Origin of the sequence: Occultella kanbiaonis (assembly GCF_009708215.1) — a bacterium.
In the GTDB taxonomy this organism is placed as follows: Bacteria; Actinomycetota; Actinomycetes; order Actinomycetales; family Beutenbergiaceae; genus Occultella; species Occultella kanbiaonis.
The window spans coordinates 1014003-1034953 of record NZ_CP046175.1 but is presented as its reverse complement, the minus strand read 5'-3'; the positions used below and the strand labels follow the sequence as shown (position 1 = coordinate 1034953).

The window sequence follows — 20951 nt, the reverse complement described above, 5'->3', positions numbered from 1 at the left end:
CTCAGTTCTCCATCGAGATCGAGGCGTCGATGAACTCGTTCGTGTACAGCTCGGTCGGGTCGATGTCCGTGACGGTGATCAGACCCTGGGCCTCGAGCAACGGCACGAACGTGTCCACGATCGCCTGCATCCGCTCGGGGTCGAACTGACCGAACACCCCGGACGCCGGGTCGTCGGTGACGATGCCCTCGGAGACCTGCGCGGCGGCCGAGAAGTCGGCGACGCCGAGCGAGTACGTCCAGGACAGGTCGTAGGCCTCGACGAGCTCGACGATCAGCTCGTTCGTCGGCCCCGGGTCGGCCAGGTAGTCGATCTGGGACTGCTGCATGATCGGCACGAGCCTGGCGAGGCAGTCGGAGAGCTCGTCGAGCTTGTCGGCCCGCACCGCGAGCGGCTCCGGGTAGATGTTGTAGCCCACCTCGGCGAGCAGCTGGTAGGCCACCGGGCGGCCCCACTCGGCGATCTCGTTCTCGTAGATGTACGGCTCCGCGGTGGCGAAGCCCTGCTGGGTGATCGTGGTGTCGGAGACGAACCGGGCCGGTGTGCCCTCGTAGCTGGTGTCGGAGTTGGCCAGGTCGAAGGCGGTGGTCTCCGCGAGCAGCGTCGGGATCACGTCACCGGAGGTGACCACCACCGCACCCTGTGAGACGACCTCCTCGATGGTCGTGGCCCCCGGGTAGGTGTCCGGGTCCCACATCAGGATCTGCGGGCTGACCGTCATCTGGGAGGTGACGGCGATCGTGGGCTGGGTCTCGTAGCCGCTGATGGCGGTGTCGGTGTTCACGGCGCCGAGGGTGATGTCGTCGTCCAGGTACATCAGGGCCGGCACCGACTGGAACCCGACGTTCGGCCCGCCGGGCCGCACCTCGATGTCCACGCCGGTGTCGACGCCGTCGACCACGAGGGACCCGGTGACCGACTTGGCGTCGGTGTCGATCGTGTAGTCCGAGCCGACCAGGTTGTACATGGCGCCGTGCTCGGCCTCTGGCTGCCAGTCCTGCTGCATGACCACGGTGGCCGGGCACACGTCGGAGAGGTCGAAGGCGCTGCCCGCCTCCGCGACGGTCGCGTCGAGCTCGCTGCCGGTCGGGTCGTCGGCCGCGTCGGAGGCTCCGCCGCAGGCGGTGAGGGCGAGCAGGCCCGCGGCGCTCAGGCCCGCGATACTCATCTTTCGGTTCATGACGTGGTTCTCCTCGGGTGGGGGTCGGGGTGAGGGGGAGGTCAGCGCTTGAGGCCGTACCAGCGGCCGATGACGAGCCGGTCCAGCACGGCGAAGATGGTGAACACGAGCACGCCGAACACGGCGGTGAGGGCGATCGCGGTGAACAGGGCGTCCATCTGCAGGCGTAGCGTGTAGGTGCGCAGCAGCCCGCCGATGCCGACCGGGCCCTGCTGGAAGAAGTAGTCCCCCACCATGGCGCCGATGACGCTCAGGCCGGCGGCGTTGCGCAGGCCGGTGAAGATCGACGGCAGCGCGGCTGGGAACTTCAGCTTGGTGAGCCGTTGCAGTGCGGTCGCCTTGTTCAGGGTGAACAGGTCATGGGCGGACGGCGACGCCGACTGCAGGCCGAACAGGGTGTTGGAGATCATCGGGAACAGGGCGATGATCACGCACACGATCACCCGCGCCGGGAACCCGTACCCGAACCAGATCCCGATCAGCGGCACGAGCGCGAGGATCGGGATCGTCTGCATGATCACGGCGTACGGGTACAGGATCCGCTCCGCCCAGCCGGACGAGGACATCACCACGGCCCAGCCGATGCCAAGGGCCACGGCGATGACGAGGCCGATCATCGCGACCACCATCGTCCGGCCGAGGGCCTCGAGCATCGGGGTCATCAGGGCGCTGTTCGTCAGGGCCCGGCTGAACACCTCGTGCGGCGGCGGGAGCAGGAACCGCTGGTCCTGCGGCAGCAGGGCGAGGGAGACGAGGTACCAGATCGCGGCGATCCCGGCGAGGGCGAGCAGGATCGGGGCGGACTGCCGGATCGCCGAGCGCCACCACGGGGTGGTCGGGGCACCGCCGCCGTGGGCCTGTTCGGCGGTCTCGTCCGCGACGTCCGCCGCGGCTGCCGACTCGACGTCGGTCTCGGTGGGGGTCATGGGGGCGACGGCCCTCTCTGTGATCTCCGCTCCGACGGCGTCCAGGGCGTCCCGCTCCGGCCCCGCCTTGGTCGTGGTGGTCTTCATGAGTGCTCTCCCAGTGCGGCCGAGACCTCGCCGGTGATGGCGCCGAACTCGGGTTCGTAACGCAGTTCGGGCGGTCGGGGGTAGTCCCAGGGGATCGGAATGTCCGCGACCACGCGGCCGGGCCGGCCGCTCATCACGATCACCCGGTTGGACAGGTACACGGCCTCGGAGACCGAGTGGGTGATGAACAGCCCGGCGAACTGCTTGAGCTGGAAGATCCGCTGCAGCTCGGTCTGCATCCGCAGCCGGGTGATCTCGTCGAGCGCACCGAACGGTTCGTCGAAGAGCGCGAGGTCGGGTTCGGTGACGAGGGCGCGGGCGATCGACACGCGCATCCGCATGCCGCCGGACAGTTGTCGCGGGAACTGCTGCTCGAAGCCGGTCAGGCCGACCAGGTCGAGCGCCTCCTGGGCTCGGGCGCGACGGTCGGAGGTCGGCACCCCGCGCAGCTCGCCGGTCAGTTCGACGTTACGGATCGCGGACCGCCATTCCAGGAGGGCGGGTTCCTGGAACACGTAGCTGGTGGAATGGGCGTTCACCTCGATGGTGCCGCCGGTCACGTGGTCGAGGCCCGAAGCCAGCCGCAGCAGCGTGGACTTGCCACAGCCGGAGGGCCCGACGACGGAGACGAAGTCCCCGGCGGCCAGGTGCAGGTCGACGTCGGTCAGCGCGACGGTGCCGGTGTCGAACCTCTTCGAGACCCCCTCCATCACGAGGGTCCGGGTCATCGAGGCGGGTGGTGCGATCGTGGAAGCAGGTGCGGCCATTCGGTGTCACCTTTCGGATCGGTCGGGCGGGTCGGTCAGTGGAACAGGTCGAGGGAGCGGTTCATCCGGGTGTCGGCGACGACTCGTCCGCCGTGCAGCACCACCCGGGCGTCGGGGGTGCCGGCGAGCAGGTCGCCGAGGTCGCCGTCGGGGACGAGCATCAGGTCCGCGGCATGCCCGACGGCGGCGCCCACCTGGGGCAGTCCGAGTACCGTTCGCGCGCCGGTGGTCACGGCGGCGAGCGCCTCCTCGGCGCGTAGGTGGCCGGCGGTCATGAGCAGGGCGGTGGTCTCGAACGGGTCCGCCCGCCCGGCCGGGTTGAACGGGTCGCGCAGGTTGTCGGCGCCCGCGGCGAGCGGGATGCCCGCGTCCAGGAGTGCCCGCATGGCGGTGAGCCCACGGGGGGCGAGGTGGGTGGCGTCCCAGCCCTGCAGGTAGAGGTTCGTGATCGGCAGGGTCACCACGCCGAGGCCGGCGCGGGCGACGACCTCGAGGACCGGGGCGAGCCGCTCCGGCGGCAGGGATCCGAGACGGACGCAGTGACTGGCGGTGACCCGCTGCGTGAGGCCGCGGGCCTGGACCTGCTCGGCGAGGTCGACGATGTCGAGTTCCGGTGCGTCGGTCTGCTCGTCCGTGTGCAGGTCGACCGGGAGCCCGTGCCGTTCGGCGACGTCGAGCATGCGGGAGGTCTCGAAGTGCGGGTCGGGCGAGAGGTGCGGGCAGCCGCCGATCACGTCGACCCCGCGTGCGACGGCCTCCGCAACCGCCCAGTCCGGGGTCTCGGAGCCGGCCAGGATGCACACCTGCAGGGCGATCCGGCCCGAGAGCTCCTCGCGCAGGGCCAGCAGGGCGTCGACGCCGCGCATCGGGTCCCCCTCGGCGGGCATGTCCACGTGGGAACGGATCGTGGTGATGCCGTTCGCCGCGTACCGGTGCACGGCCGCGAGCGCCCGCTCGTGCACGTCCGCCGACGTGACCGTGGGCAGGAGCTCGCGCCACGAGGCGACGGCCGAGACCAGGTCGTTTCCCGCGCCCGGGTCCATCCGCGGCGCGGTGAGCGCCTTGTCGAGGTGGGCGTGGGGCTCACTCGCGGCAGGCACGAACCGCCAGCCGGACGCGTCGAGGACGGCTGCGCCGTCGGGCCTCGGCGCCGGACCGGCGGCGCCCACGGGCCGGACGTCGGTGATCCAGCCATCGGTGAGGGTGAGGTCGGCGAGCGCGCCGTCCGGCAGACGCACCCCGAGGATCGCGGCCACGGCGGTGCCGGCCAGGTGCGCGGGGCCGCCCGGGGCGCCGACCGCGACGGTCGGCGCGAGCCGCGCCGGGCTGGTTGAGGTGTCCGTGGTCATGAAGCCTCCGAGGGCGTGAGCAGGACGACGCCATCGACGTCGTGACGGCAGGCGGGCCCGCCGAGCAGGTCGTGGCCGGGCCGCCCGACGGAGCTGCCCGAGCGCACCGCCCGCACGGCGGCGGCGACCCGCTCGACCGCGTCACCGGGCAGTTCGTGGCGCAGGTTGTGGGCGACCAGGACCCGGGCCGGCCGCAGCGCCGCGAGGCGTTGCAGGGTGCCGTCGAAGGCGGCGACGTCCGCGCCCTCGCCGTGCAGCCAGTGCGCGGCCGCGAGGACCGTGTCCCCGGCGAGCAGGGTGCCGGTGGCCTCGTCCCAGAGGGCGAGCCCGTCGGGGCTGTGCCCGGGGGTGTGCAGCACCCGCAGCGTGCGGCCGCCGAGGTCGATCCGTTCGCCGTCGGCCAGGCGCCGGGTGGGCGGCACGGCACCGACCTGCCACCCGCCGAGGTCCGGGAGCGCGTGCATCCTGGGCAGATCCCCGACGGCGAAGAAGGCGCTCGCGTCGAGGCGTCGGTAGGTCTCGTGGTCGGCGTGGACGGCGCCCATGGCGGTCGCGTACGCGGCCAGGTACGCCGGGTCGACGGCGTCGTGGCGGCCGGCCGGGTGGGCGCACAGGTCCTCGAGGTCGACCAGTGCCGCGTTCTCGACGAGGTCGGCGTTGCCACCCCGGTGGTCGAGGTGGTCGTGGGAGTTGACGGCGAGCACCGGGAGGTCGGTGAGGGCGGCGACCGCTTCGCCGATCGACGCGATGCCCATGCCGGTGTCGAACAGCAGGGCCCGCTCGGCCCCGATCACGAGGAACGAGTTCACGTGCCCCGGTTCGGCGATCAGCACCACGCCGGCGCCCAGGTCACGGGTGTGGAACCAGTCGGCCGCGGACGGCTCGGCGCCGACCCGGCCCGCGGTGATCTCGGCTTCGTGTACGGCGGTCATGGCCACCTCCCTGGCTCGTCGAGGAATGTTGATGTGAGTAACATCGAGAAACGTAGGCAGCGACTGTTTCCGAGACGTAACCGAACCGAACCGGGTGTGTGAACATGACCGCAGAGCAGGCGAAACGCCGTCCGAGACGCCCGGCCGGCGCCGAACGGGAGGCGGATGTGCGGCTCGGCCAGGCGATCCGCGGGCTCCGCAAGGAGCGCTCGCTGACGCTGGTCCAGGTGGCTGCCGCGAGCGGGCTGTCGCACCCGTTCCTGTCCCAGTTGGAGCGTGGCCGGGCCCGCCCCTCGATGCGGTCGCTGTTCCAGATCGCGCAGGCCCTCGGCACCACCCAGCAGGCGTTGTTGTCCGCCGCGGCGGCGTCCTCGGCGGACGCCGTGGTGCGCGGCAGCGACGCCGACCTCGTGGACGTGCTGACCGGTGGCGCCCGGCTGCTCGTGCACGACCGCCACATCGACGTCACGGAGTTCGTGAACTCACCGACGGAGTTCGCGGACTTCTTCCAGCACGACTCCCATGAGTTCCTGTACGTGGTCGCCGGGGCCATCGAGGTCGAGATCGTCGGCGACGGCGGCCCTCGCCTGGAGACGCTCGGCCCGCGGGACTCGGTCGGCTACCCGGGCCGCACCGAGCACCGGTTCCGTCAGGTCGGCCAGACCCCCAGCGTCGTCCTCGTCATCCACGCCGCCGAACCCGGCGACGCGTCCACCACCGATCTCCAGGAGGAACCCACCGCATGATCGAGACCCTCACCGGCAACCCGCTGGACGTCCTGGCCCGATGGGTCGCCGAGGCCGAGGCGGCCGGTGTCCCGATGCCGTCCACGATGACCCTGGCCACCGCCGACGCCGACGGGAACCCGCATGCCCGCACGGTGCTGGTGACGACGATCGACGATCACTCGCTCCGGTTCCACTCCTCCTCCCCCACGGCCAAGACCCGGGACCTGGCCGACAACCCTCGGGTGAGCGCGGTGTTCCACTGGCCGGCGCTCGGCCGGCAGGCCATCCTGACCGGTGCGGCGACCGAGCTCGACCGCGCGGTCACCACGGCCGCCTACCCGACCCGGCCCCGGACGCTGCAGCTGGTCGCGTGGGCGTACGAGGACCTGACCCCCGCGCTGAGGGGACCCGACTACGAGGTCCCGGCGGGCGCCGTCGAGAAGGCCTTCGCGGCAGCGGCCGCGCGGGACCCGCAGACCCTGCCCGCCCCCGCGAGCTGGACCACGATCGAGCTGCGGCCCTGCGGCGTGGACTTCTGGCAGGTCGGCACCGAGACGACCCCGGCCGCGAAGACCCGGTTCCGCTCCGACGGCGCCGGGTGGCGCAGCTTTCCCGTGCTGCCCTGAGCCGCCAGGCCCACCGCCCACGGTGCCGGGGAGGCGCCGCGCCGCCCTGTGTTTCGCGCAGGTAAGACCTTTGTGACGGATGTTCGTCCCATCAACACTCGTCGGTACGGTCGGACCGTGACCCCCCACACCCGCTCGCTGCATTCCGTCCCCGCGCCGGCCGTGCCCGAACCGGGTGCCGGACCGCCCGGTGCGACCGGTCCGGGGCCCGATCCGGCTCCGCTCGGCGACCCGGCCCTGCTCGAGGCGTTCTGGCGCTACGAGCGTGCCCTGATCGGCAACGACGTGCCCGAGCTGGACGGGCTGTTCGCACCCGGTGGGCGCACCCTTCGCGCGGATGCCGGCGCCGTCCTTGTCGGCCACGACCACATCGCGGCGTTCCGGGCCGGCCGCGGCGGGGTGCCGCACCGTCAGCTCACCCGGGTGCACCTGCGCGCGCTCGCCGACGGCGTCGCCGTGCTCGTCGCCGAGAGCGTCCGCGCCGACGGCGGCACCGGCGTGCAGACCCAGGTCTGGGAACGTGGCGACGGCGGCTCCTGGCGGGTGAGCACGGCGCACGTCTCGACGGTGCCCGCGCCCGCCTTCGCACCGGTGCCCGGCGCGGACGTCGACCCGACGATCTGGCGGGTGCCGCCCGGGCCGGCCCCATTGCGGGCGGGGTCCCCCGGCGGCCCTCTCACGGGCGCCCGGGTGGCCGTGAAGGACCTGTTCGCGGTCGCCGGCGAACGGATCGGGGCGGGCAACCCGACGTGGGTCGACGCCGCACCGATCGAGGCCACCGACGCCGACGCCGTGCGTGCCCTGCTCGAGGCCGGCGCGGACGTCGCCGGGATCGCCCACACCGACGAGCTCGCGTTCGCCCTGGCCGGGGAGAACGTCCACTACGGCGCCCCACCGAACCCGGCCGCACCCGGGCGGATCACCGGCGGGTCCACGAGCGGGCCGGCCGCTGCCGTCGCTGCGGGCGTCGCGGACATCGGGCTTGGCACCGACACCGCCGGCTCGATCCGGGTGCCGGCTTCGTACTGCGGACTGTACGGTCTGCGCACCACCCACGACGCCGTCAGCCGGGACGGGCTCGTCGGGTTGGCGCCGTCGTTCGACACCGTCGGCGTGCTCACCCGGGACGCCGCGACGCTGAGCCGCGCGGCGGGCGCGCTGCTGCCGCCGGCCGCGGTGGTCCCGACCGAGACCATCGTCGTCGTCGACGAACTCATGGGGCTGGCAGAGCCCGACGCCCGCCTGGCCACGGAGGCCGCACTGCGAGCGCTCGCGTTGCGCGCCGGCGCCCGGGTGGAGGCGGCGGACCTCGACCCCGAACTGCTCGCCTCCTGGTTCGCCGCGTTCCGCACCGTCCAGCAGGCTCAGGCCTGGGCGACCCACCGGTCCTTCGTGCAGGGCCACGGTGACCGCCTCGACGCGGCCGTGGCCGCCCGGTTCCGCGCCGGCGCCGAGGTCGACGACGAACTGCGCGAGAGCGCGACCGAGGTGTTGGCGGCGGCCCGCGATGCCCTCGTCGGGGCACTGCCCGACGGCGTCCTGCTCGCCCTGCCGTCCACCTCCTCGACGGCCCCGCCGGTCGGCGCGAAGGCGGCCGTGGTCGAGTCCACCCGGGCGGCGACCCTGCGGCTGACCTGCCTCGCCTCGCTCGCCGGGCTGCCGCAGGTCAGCATCCCGGCGGCACGGGTCGGCACCCTGCCAGTCGGGCTCGGCCTCGTCGGTGGGCCCGGCGCGGACCGCTCCCTGCTCGCGCTGCTCACCCAGGAGGCCCGATGACGCTCACGGCGACCGACCGGCCACGCAACAGCTGGGGACTGTCTGCGTCCGCCGTCGACCTGCGGCGACCGTCCCGGCCCGAGGCCCCGGTGACGATTCCCGCGCAACCGCAGCGACTCACCCTCGATCTGGCCCGCACCGCCGTGCTCGTGATCGACATGCAGAACGACTTCTGCCACCCGGACGGCTGGCTCGGCGGGATCGGCGTGGACGTCAGCGGTGCGGCCGCGCCGACCGGGGTCCTGTCCGGACTGCTGCCGGCGCTGCGCATGGCGGGTGTGCCGGTCGTGTGGGTGAACTGGGGCAACCGGCCGGATCGGGCGAACCTGCCGCCCGGGGTGCTGCACGTGTACGACGCCGACGGCACCGGCGGCGGGATCGGCTCCACCGACTCCCCGACCGGGTCCGCGGTGCTCCAGAAGGACTCGTGGGCGGCGGCCGTCGTGGACGGGCTCACCGCGGAGCCGGGCGACCTGCGTGTGGACAAGTACCGGATGAGCGGGTTCACCGACACCCCGCTGGACTCGATCCTGCGCAACCTCCGGGTCGACACCCTGCTGCTGACCGGCGTGAACGCGGACCAGTGCGTGTTCGCGACGCTGATCGACGCCGCGAACCTCGGCTACGACGTGGTGATGCTCCAGGACGCGGTCGCCACCACCAGCCCCGAGTTCTGCATGGATGCCACCGTGTACAACGTCCGGCAGTGCTTCGGCTTCACGGCGACCGGAGCCGACCTGCTCACCGCGCTCGGCTCACCGGGCCGCGAATCACCCACCGACCTGGAGCCGCGACCGTGAGCACCCCCACCTGGCTCGACCGCCTGGCCGCACCGCAGCCCGACCCCGGTGGTGGCGCCGCCGCCGGCGCGCTGCTCGGCGTGGCGGCCGCGCTCGCCTCGATGGTGGCCGGGTACAGCACCGACTGGCCGAACGGGCCCACCCCGATCGCCGCCCTGCGTCGGCGCACCGAGGTGATCCGGGCGCGGGCGGCGGACCTGGTCGAGGCCGACGGCGCCGCCTCCGCCCGCTTCGCCGCCGCCTTCCGCCTGCCCGAGACCAGCCCGGCGCAGCGGCGTGACCGGGACGCTGCGATCGTGGCCGCCTCGATCGCGGCGGCGCTGACGGCCGTCGAACTTGGCCGGGCCGGGCTCGACCTGATGCCCGACCTCGCGGCCCTGGCCACCCACGGCAACCCGGTCGTGATCTCCGACCTCGGGGTCGCCGCCTCGAGCCTCGCGGCAGCGCTGCGGGCGTCGGTCCTGATGATCGAGGTGGACCTGGCGTGCGCCGCCCGGGCCGGGGACAGCAACGGGGCCGGGCTGCCGCTGCGCGCCGCGATCACGACGCTCGACGCGGCCGCGACGCGCGCCGAGGCGATGTCCGACCGGATCCGCGTGCGGGTGCGGGCCGAACCCGAGAGTATGACGAGCGTCGCGCTGGCGCGCGCCTGACGAGCGTGGCCGCCCCGACCTCGTACCCGGCACCCTGAGATCGCACATCTGCAGGCACGAGCTCAGCACCTCAAGTACGAAGTCAGCGCGACTCGGCGCCGAGCCCAGCGCGTGCAGCAGGTGCGACCCACCATAGGATCTCCTCATGCAGCCGATCCCGAGATTCTGGGAGAAGGTGGTCGGCCCGGCGACCTCCGCCGACGGGACGCCGCTGCGGCTCACGATCTGGGGTTGGTCCACCACCTCCTTCGGCCACGCCCGTGAGGTCGCGGGCCGGCGCCTGGCCGAGACCGTGGCGCGCCTGGCGGCGGGAGCCAGGCCGGGCCGGTACTACCCGCGCATGCCGCTGCGGGAGCAGACCCTGCAGGAGTTCCACGGCGCCGACGGCACGCTCATCGCCGCGACCACCCGGAACCGCTACGGCGCCGAGGTACTGAACACCGACCGGCTGCTGATCGCGGACGTGGACCTGCCCGCCCCCGCGCCCCTCGCACGCGCCGGCGGACTCCTGCGCCGGTTGTTCGGCGGAGCGCCCACGCCGGAGCCGGAAGGTACGCCCGGGGAGGTGGCCCTGGAACGGGTCCGTGCGTTCACCGCGGCGAACGCCGCGCTCGGCGCGCACGTGTACCGGACCGCCGCCGGGCTGCGGGTGATCGTGACGGGCACCGCCGCAGCCCCGGACTCCCCGGAGGCCGAGCGGATCCTGCACGAGCTCGCCTCGGACCCGGTCTACGTGACGCTGTGCGCGACCCACAAGACCTATCGGGCCCGGCTCACCCCCAAGCCGTGGCGCTGCGGGGCGCCGCGCGTCACCATCGCGTGGCCGTATCCCGACGCTGCTACCCAGGCGCGGACCGAGACCTGGATCCAGGACTACCGGCAGCACTGCCGCGGCTACGCCACCTGCCACCTGGTCGAGCGCCTCGGCCCCACCCCGACCGCGGACGAGGGCCTGATCCTCGACGCCCACGACCGCGCCACCCTGGCCGGGCCTGGGTTGCCGCTGGCCTGAGGGCGTCGCTCCTACCCGCTGTACAGTCGCGGGGTGGTGCGGTTGCGGCACGGGACAGTGACGCTGTGGTGGGCGCCCTTCGCCGCGGCGGACCCGACCTGGCTCGAACTGCTGGACCCGGTGGAGACTCGCCGCTACGCCGCCTACCGTCAGAGCGCCGACCGGGCCCGGTTCCTGGTCGGCGCGGTCGCCGTACGCCGGATCTTCGCGGACGACCTGGCCATGGCCCCGCACCGTGTGCCGCTCGACCGGACCTGTCCGAACTGCGGTCGTCCCCATGGCAAGGTCCGACTCGCCGACCACCTCCGCCAACCCGGCGAGACCCTCGAGGTGTCGGTCTCGCACTCGGGCACCTGGGTGGTGGTCGCGGCGGGTCGCGATGGGCCCGTGGGCGTCGATGTCGAGGCGGTCGACCCGGCGCTGGACCACGTGGGGCTGGCCCGGGTCGCCCTGGGGGATCGCGATGCGAATGCCCTGCTGGGGCTCGGCGACGCCCAGCGGGCCTGGGAGTTCACCGGGATGTGGGTCCGCAGGGAGGCGGCCGTCAAGGCGACGTCACCGGCCCTGCCGGAGGGCTCCCCACGGCTCCAGGTGCACGACGTCGTCGTGGACGTGAACCATCGCGCCGCGGTCGTCGTCGTCGACTCGCCACCGGTGGACGTCGTGGGTCTCGATGCCCGCGCGATCCTCCCGCCGGACGTTCAGAGCGGCTCGAGCAACCTCAGGGAGTAGACGGCCTGGCGGGCTCGGGTCGCGCCGGTGATCGCCCCCCTGCAAGGTATCCGCGGCGAGGTCCTGCCGCATCGATCAGCCCGGTCCGGCCGCACTGGCGCGTGGCGTCGTTTTCGTCCAAGACCACACCCCTGACCGCCGCCTATGCTCGCTGGCGTCGAGCCGTGGGTCGACCTGACCCCGGCCGCATCTACCCGGCGATCCTCGCCGGCCGATCTCAGGAGGTCTCTTGGCACGGGAACTGGTCTACACGGGCTTCATGACGCTCGACGGCGTCGTCGACTCGCCGGGCGGCACGCTCGAGGGCCACCGCAGCGGTGGATGGGTCTTCGACACCGAGTTCGTACCCGAGGCGTACTCGCTCAAGGCGGAAGAGATCGAGGAGACGTCGGCGCTGATGTTCGGGCGCCGCAGTTACGAGGCGTTCGCACCGTTCTGGCCGGGCTCATCGGATCATGCCGCCTACAAGGACCTTCCCAAGTACGTCGTCTCGAGCAGCCTTGCTGACGACGCCCTCGTCCGGGAGTGGGGCGAGATCACGATCCTCCGGTCTACCGACGACGTCGCCGAACTCAAGCGGGGAGAGGGTGGCGCCATCTTCATCCATGGCAGTGCCGAACTCGCCCGGCGGCTCTCGGACGCCGACCTGATCGACCGGTACAACCTCCTCGTCTTCCCCGTGTTACTGGGTGCGGGAAAGAGCCTGTTCAGCACGGCGGACCGAGACATCCAGAAGTTGCGCCTGCGGGAGTCCGCGGCCTACTCCAACGGGGTGGCCAAACTTCTCTACGACGTCGTGCGCTGACCGGTGTCGAGCGCGATCGTGCCGCCCAGGACTTCGCGGAGCTGGGCCGCCGTGCGCCCCACGTATCGTCGCAGCGCGCGAGCGAGGTGGGGCTCGTCGTAGTACCCGAGCGTGTCGACCACGTCGCTGACGACCTCGCCGGCGGTGAGGAGGTCGGCGGCGGCGCGGACGCGCTCGATCTGACGGACGGTTCCCCGGCTCAACCCCGTGACCGCACGGAACCGCCGCTCGAGCGTCCGGTCGGAGACGGCGCGAAGGTCTCCTTGACCCCGCACGACCTGCGTGACCAGCGGGTCTCGGCGCACCACATCGCCCCGGACGAGCCACTGGACGAGCGCCTCGGCGTCTTCGGAGTGCGGTCGCTGCCAGCGATGCCCGTCCAACCAGAACGTCCGCCGGGTGGCGTCGGGCAGGACGATCCCGCCGTCGACCAGGGACGCGGTGGTCGCCATCCGCAGTGCCGTGCCGACGGCGAACTGGATGCCGACGAATGTCGCATCCTCGGGCACGGGAGCGGTGCCGGTACGGCTCTCCGGACCGGTGACCGCCGCGTGAGCCGTCCCACCCTGCGACCAGAACACCAGACCCCATGTCTCGGTCGCCACCGACGTCATCTGCGCGACCTGCTCGCTCCGGCAGGTCCAGACGGAGTCGATCCCTGGCGAGTCCGATGAACGCGTCTCGAACTGCAGGCCCACCGTCGGCATTCTAGGGCCTGACGCGTCACCGGAGGGGTGACCCGGCGGCGGCCGTCACCCGCTGAAGCGTTCGGTGCGACGCAGGGCCGGTCGGATCACCAGCGCAAGCATCAGGGCAGCCACGCAGGCACTGACCGTCACCAGATAGGCCCCGGGGTACCCGCTGCGGTCGGCGATCTGCCCGGCCAGGCTCGAGCCAAGTGCGTACCCGAGGCTCGTGGACGCAGCAAGGGCCATCATGGCTGCGCCGAGCCGCCGGGGATCGACGGTCGCCTCGCAGGCCGAGTACACGGTGATCAGGTACGGCGCGACCGCCAGGCCGAGGATCAACAGGACGGCGGCGAGGGCTCCGACGGTATGCACGGCCAGCAGCGGCAGCGCGAACACCGCGAGCGCGACCCCGAACACGGGCAACCGGTCAGCGAACGCGAACCGGGCCGGGATGGCCGCGACCGTGAGGCCGGCCACCACGCTGCCGACGCCGAGCAGGGCGTGCAGCAGCCCCGCGTACCCGGCCTGACCGGCCTCGGTGGCCAACGCCGTCGTACCGGTCTGTACGGAACCGAAGACCGCGCCGACACAGAGCGTGCCAAGGGTCAGCCCGACCAGCAACGGGGTCAGCAGCGGGCCGGACCGAGGACCGGCGGGATGCCCGGCGGCTACGGCGGCGGTCGGGTGCAGCGCGAACCAGAGCCCGAACACGGCGAGCAGCACCGCGGCCAGGATCAGCGAGCCGGACGGGGACACGAACGCGGCCCCGAGGCCAACGATGGCCGGACCGAGCACGAACGACGCCTCGTCCGCGGCGCCCTCGTAGGAGAAGGCCGCCGACGTGAGCCGGAACCGGTCGCTCCCCTTGTCAGCGGCGATCTCCCGCCAGCGCACCCGGGCCATGGTACCGACCTGCGGTAGGAACAGACCGGCCGCGCCGGCCACGGCGGCGAGCGCCTGCCACGGGGCGCCGATGGTCGAGAGCACCACGAGCAGCGCCAGCAGGGCGGACCCGGCCACCGACTGGAAGAGCAGGACCGGCCGCTGGCCGATCCGGTCGCTGATCGCCCCACCCAGGGGCGAGCCGATCGCGTTCGTGATCGCGATCGCGCCAGCGGCGACGCCTCCGGCGCCGTAGCTGCCGGACACACCAGCGACGAGCAGCAGGGTGCCCATCTGGGACATCGCGAGTGGCAACCGGGCGATGAACGCGACCACGACGTAGGCCCGTCCGGTCAGGGCGAACAGGCTGCGGTAGGAGGAGAGAACAGACAGGGCGTCTCCCGGGCTCGACGGGGTGCGCTCCTCCCACCCCGGTAGCGCTGATTCCCTGACTTGTCCGGTCAGTCTAGCCGGGGCACAGATCAGCGGGCTTTCGTCCCTCCGCCGAGGAGCGACGGCGCGGCGCGGCAGTACCTTGTCGCCAACGAACTGCCGCTGGACCAAGCGTGTTCCGACTCGGAGATGCTGCGGAGAACGTGACGCCGAACCGGAGACCGCGCACCTCACACGAAGAGTCCCGCACCGTGTGTGAGCAGGATCGCGAGGACGATCATCGCCACCAGGAGCACCGGGATCAGGTAGTCGGCGCCGGACCGGATCATCGAGGCGGCCCAGTCCTGCGCGTGCGGGCGCAGGTAGAGGTTGCCCTGCACCACGTTCAGGTGCAGCAATGTGAAGAACGTGATCGTGGTGAATACCGTGATGGTCAGGCACCACGGGCACAGGGCGCCGATCGCGGTGAGTGACTGGACGAACAGCCAGTACGCGAAGATCAGGCCGAGTGCGTAGCCGATCTGGGCGGCGAACAGGAACCAGCGCGGGAACCGGGTCCCGCCGAGGCCGGCGACGGCGATCGTCAGGATCACCGGCTCGGTCGCCACGCCGATGAACGCATTCGGGAACCCGAAGACGTTCGCCTGCCAGGACTGCGCCACCGTGGCGCAGCTGACGACGGCATTGATGTCGCAGCTGAGGGAGGCGGCCGGCTCGGCGGCGAGGATGACGGCGTCGATCGCCAGCACCGCGGAGGCGATCAGGCAGACGATCGACGAGACCATCATGGTCGCGAACAGCAGCCGCGGGCTATGCCGCCGGCCGGCCAGTGCCGGTCCCTCGTCCACGTCCGGGTCTGCGCTCGGATCGACGGTGCTGCTCACCGTCCCATGGTGGGCGACCGTCGGGAGCGGGGCGTGGGACGTACGTCCCCAGCGGCATCCGTCAGCGTTGCTCCGACGGCGATCTGGTCGGCGTCAGCACGCGCCCGAGGAGCACGTCACTCGGAGTCTCTCGGAGTCCTCGTGCTCTGGACGCCGGCCTGCTGGGCCTCTGAGACGCCGTCTCGCACCGCCTCCCGAACTCCTTCGTGGAACGACCGCCGCGACTTCCGGAGCAACAGGACTGCACCCACGACGATGCCTGCCATGATCAGCAGAATCAGCACTTCTTCCAGATTCATGATGTCGACCCCTTCGTCACGGTCACCCTAGCGCCGAGGCGAATGACCCCACCTCCTACTGCGCGACCCGGCGCACCATCGGCAGCCGCGCCCGGGTGAGCAACATCGCGCCGCCGATCGCCAGCGCCGGGAGCCCGACGGCGAGCAGCGCCACGGCCGGCCACGGCACGGACATCTCCCAGAGGGTGCCCCACTGCCCCGCAGTCTGCTGCCAGAGGGTGAGCACATAGCCGAGGAGCAGCCCGGTCCCGACCCCGACAACCGCGCCGATGACGGCGATCACGCCCGCCTGCGCGCCCGCCACCTTCCGGCGCAGGCCGGGGCTGGCACCGATGGCAGCCAGGGTGGCGAGGTCCGGGCGGGACTCGGCCGCCGCGAGGCCGACGCTGAGGCCGGTAGCGGCGAGAGCGATCGCGAGTGCGGCGCCGGCAACGAGCAGGCTGATGCCGACGGTGTCCTGGCTCTTCTGCAGGCCTTCGACCGAAAGGTCAACCGAGGAGCCCGCGTCAGCCAAGCCGCGGCTCACCTCGTCCACGTCGGCTTGCGTGAGCCCGCCCTGAGTCGTGAGGAGGGCGCCGACCGGCGCAACTCGGGCGGCCAGGTTCGTCGGGTCGAGCTGTTCGGCGACCTCAGGGGAGAACAGGAGTCCGTAGGTCCAGTGCCGCCAGTCCACCACGTGTGCGGGCGCGGTCAGCTCAAGCGGGTCGGCGGTCTCGTTGCCGGCCTCGTCCCGCGGAGCGGCGAGGGTGAGGTGCACCAGCCCGTCAGGCCAGATGAGGTCCGGATCATTGACCAGGACCTGCCCGGCCGCGAGCGCGGCGGCCGCCTCGGCCGCACCTGGCAGACCCGCGGCGGTGACCATGGTGCCGTCGTCGACCAAGAATTGCGCACCCCACCCGTAGCCACTCTGAATGCTCCATGACGAACACCGTGCATCGTCGACACGCTCATCCTCCGTGAGTTCGTCCGGGCACACCGTCGCGGGATCGGGGTCGGCCCAGAGCTCCACGTAGCCGGCCGGGTCATCGGGGATCAGGCCAAGCACGGGCGTGGACGCCAGGTCCGGTCGCTCGGCCGAGACCACCGCCAGGGCGTCGTCGAACAAGCCCTGGGCGTCCTCGCCGGGCACGGTGAACCCGTAGGTGGTCAGGTAGCCCGTGCCGTCGGCGGCCAGAGGCGCCCAGGACGCGTCCTGCGCCCGTGCCTCGCTGGTGGTGTAGACCATCCCTGCGGTGGCGGCCGCGACGGCGGCGAGCACGGCAGCGACGGCCGGCGCGGTCCGGCCGCGCTGGCGGTCGGCGTCCCGCACAGCGATCCGCGCGGAGGCCCCCAGCCGCGGCGCCACGCGACCGAGGAGCGCGATGATCCCGCCGGCGGCGAGGATCAGGCCGACCTCCATGACGAGGACGCCGGCCACGAGCATCGCCATCGCAGCCTGGCTCGCGCCGACGATCGCGAGCCCGAGACCGACCACGGTGAGCCCCACCCCGATCCAGGGTACTCGCCGTCGGGCTCCGGCCTCGGAGCGCCGTCCGGCGAGGGCCGCGACCACGTCGGCCCGCGAGGCGGCGCGGGCGGGCAGCCAGGCCGCCGCGAGCCCGAGCACGACCGCGACGGCGGCGATCGCTGCGAGTTCCCAGGTGGGCAGTACGAGGTTCGGCGGCGGGTAGTCGCCACGACTCTGGATCAGGTAGAAGATGGCGCCGCCGAGCAGCCCGAGCGCGACCCCGATCGCGGCGGCACCGAGCCCGGCCACCAGCCCTGCCGAGAGCACGATCCGGCGCAGATCTGCGGGCCGGCCGCCGGATGCCGCGACGAGAGCGAGCTGCCGGGTGCTGCTCTTGGCCCCGACAGCGAACGCCGGACCCACGAGCAGCACGACCTCGAGCAGGCCGATCCCGGCGACTGCAGCGATCAGCCCGATGGTGCTGCCGGCAAGGCGGGGGTCCGCGCCGAATGACGCGTGATACGGGACGTCGGAACGCGGCGGCGGATCCAGGAGGACGGCCCTGCTGAGGGCGCCCACCCCGATCTCATTCAGGGCCAGCACGTCCGGCCAGGTGACGGCGTCGGTGCCGAGTACGTACCAGGACCGGGAGAGCGCGCCCTCCTCGGGCAGGGTGCCCTCCGCCGCCAGCCCGGACTGGTCCCCGCTCCGGATGATCCCGACGAGCGTGGTGGGCACCTCGGTCTCGCCCGTGACGATCGTGAATGTGTCCCCCACCTCGATCCGCAGCCGGTCGACGAGCCGCTGAGCGAGCACCACCTCACCCGGCGCGGTCGGCATCCCGCCTGCGGTCAGCGGCAGTAGCCCAGGTACCCGCTCGGCGTCCGTGGCTGCGAGGACCTCATCGCTGATCCGCACGTCGTCGGTGTAGAGGTCGACGGCGAACTCGCGCCGCGGGACGAGTTCGGCTCCGGTCGGCACCAGTGCCGCGATATCGGCCTCACCGACCTCCTCGACCGGCTGGTTAGTCAGGCAGGTCCGCCCGCCGGTCGGGACCTGCAGGATCACGAAGCCGCACGAGTCCACCGTGACCAGCGCCTGGGCGTCGTCCCCCAGCGTCTGCTGCAGCGTGGTGGCCACGGTCGGGCTGGACGAACGGATCACGGTGGCCAGGAACGTGGCCCCGAACACCGGCAGCGCGATCATCGCGACCACGAGCAGGGTGCGGCCACGATGGCGCAACGCGTCCCGGCGCGCGATCCGCAGCGCCGCCCGCCAGCGGGTCAGCCAGCGCTGCATCAATCGTCCCGGTGGCGCGGGCCGGATGCCGCCAGGAGCGCCTCGGGTTGCTCGTCGCTGGTGCTGTCCACGAGCACGCCGTCACGCAGGAACACGGTCCGGTCCGCCCACGCGGCGAACCGCGGCTCGTGGGTCACGAGCAGGCCGGCCGCGCCGGCGTCCACCCGGGCCCGCAGGACCCGCATCACGGCCTCGCCGGTCACCGAGTCCAGCGCACCGGTCGGCTCGTCGGCAAGGACCAGGCGGCGCGGACCGACGAGTGCCCGCGCGATCGCGACGCGTTGCTGCTGCCCGCCGGACAGCTCGTCCGGGAATCGGCCGGCGAGGTGCCCGACGCCGACCTGTTCCAGAGCGACCAGGGCCTCGTGCTTCGCCTTGCGGGGCCGCGCGCCGTCGAGCTCGCGGGGCAGCGAGACGTTCTCCGCGGCGGTGAGGGCGGGGATCAGGTTCAGGTCCTGGAAGACATAGCCGATCCGCCGACGGCGTAGCGCGGCCCGGCCCTTCGCGTCCAGATCCGAGAGGGCTTCCCCGGCGAGGCGCACGGCGCCCGACGTCGGGGTGTCCAGTCCGCCCGCGAGGTTCAGCAGGGTGGACTTGCCGGATCCGGACGGGCCCATCACGGCGACGAGTTCGCCCATCCGGACGCTCAGGGTGACGTCGTCGAGCGCCCGGACGGCTCGCACGCCCTCGCCGTGCACCCGGGTGGCGCCGATGAGTTCGAGGATGACCGGTGCGGCGCTCATCGCCGGCTCCGGGCCGGCGCGTCGGCCGCGGTCGCGGCCGAGCGGGTGGCCGCGGCCGCGGCCCGGCTCGCCCGGGCCTCGACGTGATCGAGCCAGCGCATCTCCGCCTCGGCTGCGAACACGTGGTGATCGAGCACGAGCGACCAGGCGAGGTCACCGCCCGGGCGAGTTCCGCCGTCGGGCTCAGCGGCCTTGAGCCGCGTGAAGTCGCGCAGGGCGCGCATCGTCTCGCTGCGCTGCGTCTGCACGACGGCGCGGATGTCCACGCCTGGGGCGCCGACGGCGAGCGCGAGCTTGATGACGAGCTCGTCCCGTTCGGGCGCACCGCGCCGCACCGGGGAGAGCCACCAACCCTGGGCGGCGGCCCTCCCCGGGTCGGTCAGCGCGAACCGCTCGACGTCCCCGTCCCCATCGGCGTCGTCGGTGCGCTCGACCAGCCCGTCCCGCTCCAGGCGCTGGATCGTCGTGTAGACCTGCCCGATGTTCAGCGGCCAGGTGCCACCGGTGCGCGCCTCGAACTCCTTGCGGAGGGCGTACACGCCCATCGGCTCCTCGGTGAGCAGGGCGAGCAGGCTCTGTTTGACGGACATGACACCCCTCCCGTGCCGCCACCGTGGCGACGATTACCCGGTAACCATAGCGTTACTCGGTAACCATGCCTAGCCCTGGCCCGCCGGTGTCAGACTGGCCCGATGATTCCCATGGGCTCCTCCGATCCGGACAAGGTGGTGGGCGAGAGCTACGCCGGTGTGTACGTCGCGGCCACGCGGGACGCCGTCGCCGCAGAGCTGGCCGGGGCCGCCTTCACCGGGTTCGTCGGGCCGCAGGAGGGCCGCTGGGTGCTCGCGGTCGCGACGAACGCACGCGGGGCGGTCGCTGCCGGCAAGCGGACCATCGACGCCCTGGCCCGCGACCTGGCGGGCAGCCTCGGCGCCGTCGCGGTCGCCCTCGAGGTGGACCGGGACCAACGGTTGCGGCTGTGGGCCTACGAGGCGGACGAGCGGATCGGTCGCTTCGACAGCGCACCCGAGGATGACGAGGACCTCGCAGTCGGCCAGATCCCGCTGGATGAGTTCGGCGACCCGCTGCCGGAGGCGATGCTCGCTCTCGGCGGCTCCGGCGCGCAGAGTGCCGCCGAGCTGGTCCGGGTCTGCGTGAGCCCGGGAGCGCCCGACGATGAGGAGTCCGACCCGGCCGAGGACGTCGAGGAACTCCTGGACGAGGAGCTGACCGAGAGCGAGAGCGAGTCGGACCGGTTGCGCTCGGTGCTGCGGCTGCTCACGCTGCCGACCTGGCTGATCGCGTCAGCCTCGCTGCCCAGGGACGTGCCCGGCGGCCCGCGGGCCGGTCAGGTGCTCCACCTGCGCGCCGGTCGGACCGGTGTTGCGGGCCTGACCCTCGGGGCACTCTCGGAGCGGACCCGCCGGAAGTTCAAGCCGGACGCCTGATCCGCGTCCCTAGATGTCAGCGAGGTCGTCGAGGTAGGTGACGTCTGCTTGTCGCACCGTCCTCGTACGCTTTCCCGATGACCACCACTGCAGCGATCACCCTCGGGGCCGTCAACATGGAAGCCGAGGACCCGCCCGCTCTCGCCGCGTTCTGGGCCGAGTTCCTCGGCAGCACGTCGAACGAGGCAGGCGGCAATGTCTACCTCGAACCGGCCCCCGGGGGGTTCGGGATGTTCTTCGCGCCTGCCAACGGCCCGCGCCCGGACCGCCAGGGCACCCACCTGGACCTGACCGTCGTCTGGGGTACCCGCACCGCCCAGGTCGCGCGGGCCGTTGCCCTCGGCGCGACGCATCGCTGGGACGTCCTGGACGAGGTGCCTTGGGTGCAGTGGTCCACCCTCGCCGACCCCGAGGGCAACCTCTTCTGTATCGCCGAGCACCCGCCGAAGGCCTGAACCGTTCGCCTCGGTCGGGGCCGGCGGCCGGGCCGTCGA

22 protein-coding genes are annotated in these 20951 nt (G+C 72.6%); 10 read left to right on the top strand and 12 right to left on the bottom strand.

What is annotated here, in order from left to right; genetic code table 11:
- Position 1: 1 nt before the first annotated feature.
- From GKS42_RS04450 to GKS42_RS04430, 5 genes are read right to left on the bottom strand one after another with little or no spacing between them, the layout of a single operon-like run.
- Positions 2-1180 (bottom strand): hypothetical protein, encoded by a 1179-nt coding sequence (locus tag GKS42_RS04450; protein ID WP_154792752.1) that lies wholly within the window; start codon positions 1178-1180, stop codon positions 2-4.
- Positions 1181-1221: 41 nt separating this feature from the next.
- On the bottom strand, positions 1222-2193 hold the full coding sequence (locus tag GKS42_RS04445; RefSeq protein WP_232847920.1) for an ABC transporter permease: 972 nt from the start codon (positions 2191-2193) through the stop codon (positions 1222-1224).
- Entirely contained in the window at positions 2190-2960 is a 771-nt protein-coding gene (locus GKS42_RS04440) for an ABC transporter ATP-binding protein (protein WP_154792751.1), read from the bottom strand. The genes GKS42_RS04445 and GKS42_RS04440 overlap by 4 nt, the downstream gene beginning before the upstream one ends.
- 35 nt (positions 2961-2995) lie before the next feature.
- On the bottom strand, positions 2996-4309 hold the full coding sequence (locus tag GKS42_RS04435) for an amidohydrolase family protein (RefSeq protein ID WP_154792750.1): 1314 nt from the start codon (positions 4307-4309) through the stop codon (positions 2996-2998).
- On the bottom strand, positions 4306-5241 hold the full coding sequence (locus tag GKS42_RS04430) for an MBL fold metallo-hydrolase (RefSeq protein ID WP_154792749.1): 936 nt from the start codon (positions 5239-5241) through the stop codon (positions 4306-4308). The genes GKS42_RS04435 and GKS42_RS04430 overlap by 4 nt, the downstream gene beginning before the upstream one ends.
- Before the next feature lie 104 nt (positions 5242-5345).
- Between GKS42_RS04430 and GKS42_RS04425 the strand changes: the two genes are divergently transcribed.
- The 8 genes from GKS42_RS04425 to GKS42_RS04390 all read left to right on the top strand — a co-directional run bounded on the left by GKS42_RS04425 (position 5346) and on the right by GKS42_RS04390 (position 12373).
- Entirely contained in the window at positions 5346-5987 is a 642-nt protein-coding gene (locus tag GKS42_RS04425) for a helix-turn-helix domain-containing protein (protein ID WP_154792748.1), read from the top strand.
- Positions 5984-6595 (top strand): pyridoxine/pyridoxamine 5'-phosphate oxidase, encoded by a 612-nt coding sequence (locus tag GKS42_RS04420; RefSeq protein ID WP_154792747.1) that lies wholly within the window; start codon positions 5984-5986, stop codon positions 6593-6595. Before GKS42_RS04425 ends, GKS42_RS04420 begins: the two co-directional genes overlap by 4 nt.
- A 117-nt stretch (positions 6596-6712) precedes the next feature.
- Positions 6713-8371, top strand: coding sequence for an AtzH-like domain-containing protein (locus GKS42_RS04415; protein ID WP_210769310.1), 1659 nt, complete (start codon positions 6713-6715; stop codon positions 8369-8371).
- The gene (locus GKS42_RS04410; protein ID WP_154792746.1) at positions 8368-9171 is read left to right on the top strand and encodes a cysteine hydrolase family protein; all 804 of its coding nucleotides are present in this window, start codon (positions 8368-8370) and stop codon (positions 9169-9171) included. Before GKS42_RS04415 ends, GKS42_RS04410 begins: the two co-directional genes overlap by 4 nt.
- Entirely contained in the window at positions 9168-9824 is a 657-nt protein-coding gene (locus GKS42_RS04405) for a cyclodeaminase/cyclohydrolase family protein (RefSeq protein ID WP_168217753.1), read from the top strand. The genes GKS42_RS04410 and GKS42_RS04405 overlap by 4 nt, the downstream gene beginning before the upstream one ends.
- A gap of 145 nt (positions 9825-9969) precedes the next feature.
- Complete coding sequence (locus GKS42_RS04400) at positions 9970-10836, top strand: hypothetical protein (RefSeq protein WP_154792744.1); 867 nt, start codon at positions 9970-9972, stop codon at positions 10834-10836.
- 33 nt (positions 10837-10869) lie between these two features.
- Positions 10870-11568, top strand: coding sequence for a 4'-phosphopantetheinyl transferase family protein (locus tag GKS42_RS04395; protein ID WP_154792743.1), 699 nt, complete (start codon positions 10870-10872; stop codon positions 11566-11568).
- 229 nt (positions 11569-11797) lie between these two features.
- The gene (locus tag GKS42_RS04390) at positions 11798-12373 is read left to right on the top strand and encodes a dihydrofolate reductase family protein (protein ID WP_154792742.1); all 576 of its coding nucleotides are present in this window, start codon (positions 11798-11800) and stop codon (positions 12371-12373) included.
- Here the strand turns inward: GKS42_RS04390 and GKS42_RS04385 are convergent.
- The 7 genes from GKS42_RS04385 to GKS42_RS04355 form a co-directional block, all read right to left on the bottom strand.
- The gene (locus GKS42_RS04385; protein ID WP_210769309.1) at positions 12355-13080 is read right to left on the bottom strand and encodes a helix-turn-helix domain-containing protein; all 726 of its coding nucleotides are present in this window, start codon (positions 13078-13080) and stop codon (positions 12355-12357) included. The two genes, GKS42_RS04390 and GKS42_RS04385, sit on opposite strands and share 19 nt — an antisense overlap.
- Positions 13081-13125: 45 nt before the next feature.
- The gene (locus GKS42_RS04380; protein ID WP_232847919.1) at positions 13126-14280 is read right to left on the bottom strand and encodes an MFS transporter; all 1155 of its coding nucleotides are present in this window, start codon (positions 14278-14280) and stop codon (positions 13126-13128) included.
- A gap of 287 nt (positions 14281-14567) precedes the next feature.
- Positions 14568-15221, bottom strand: a complete 654-nt coding sequence (locus tag GKS42_RS04375) for a vitamin K epoxide reductase family protein (protein WP_232847918.1) — start codon at positions 15219-15221, stop codon at positions 14568-14570.
- Positions 15222-15337: 116 nt separating this feature from the next.
- Positions 15338-15520, bottom strand: coding sequence for a hypothetical protein (locus tag GKS42_RS04370; protein ID WP_154792740.1), 183 nt, complete (start codon positions 15518-15520; stop codon positions 15338-15340).
- A gap of 55 nt (positions 15521-15575) precedes the next feature.
- Positions 15576-18266, bottom strand: coding sequence for an ABC transporter permease (locus GKS42_RS04365; protein WP_154792739.1), 2691 nt, complete (start codon positions 18264-18266; stop codon positions 15576-15578).
- Positions 18266-19009 carry an ABC transporter ATP-binding protein gene (locus tag GKS42_RS04360; protein ID WP_154792738.1) on the bottom strand — a complete coding sequence of 248 codons (744 nt, stop codon included), beginning with the start codon at positions 19007-19009 and terminating at the stop codon, positions 18266-18268. Before GKS42_RS04360 ends, GKS42_RS04365 begins: the two co-directional genes overlap by 1 nt.
- Entirely contained in the window at positions 19006-19599 is a 594-nt protein-coding gene (locus GKS42_RS04355) for a PadR family transcriptional regulator (RefSeq protein WP_154792737.1), read from the bottom strand. The genes GKS42_RS04360 and GKS42_RS04355 overlap by 4 nt, the downstream gene beginning before the upstream one ends.
- A 102-nt stretch (positions 19600-19701) precedes the next feature.
- Between GKS42_RS04355 and GKS42_RS04350 the strand changes: the two genes are divergently transcribed.
- Both GKS42_RS04350 and GKS42_RS04345 read left to right on the top strand, forming a co-directional pair.
- A complete protein-coding gene (locus GKS42_RS04350) occupies positions 19702-20457 on the top strand; it encodes a hypothetical protein (RefSeq protein ID WP_154792736.1) in 756 nt (251 codons plus the stop codon).
- A gap of 77 nt (positions 20458-20534) precedes the next feature.
- A complete protein-coding gene (locus tag GKS42_RS04345) occupies positions 20535-20912 on the top strand; it encodes a VOC family protein (protein ID WP_154792735.1) in 378 nt (125 codons plus the stop codon).
- The last annotated feature ends 39 nt before the right edge of the window (positions 20913-20951 follow it).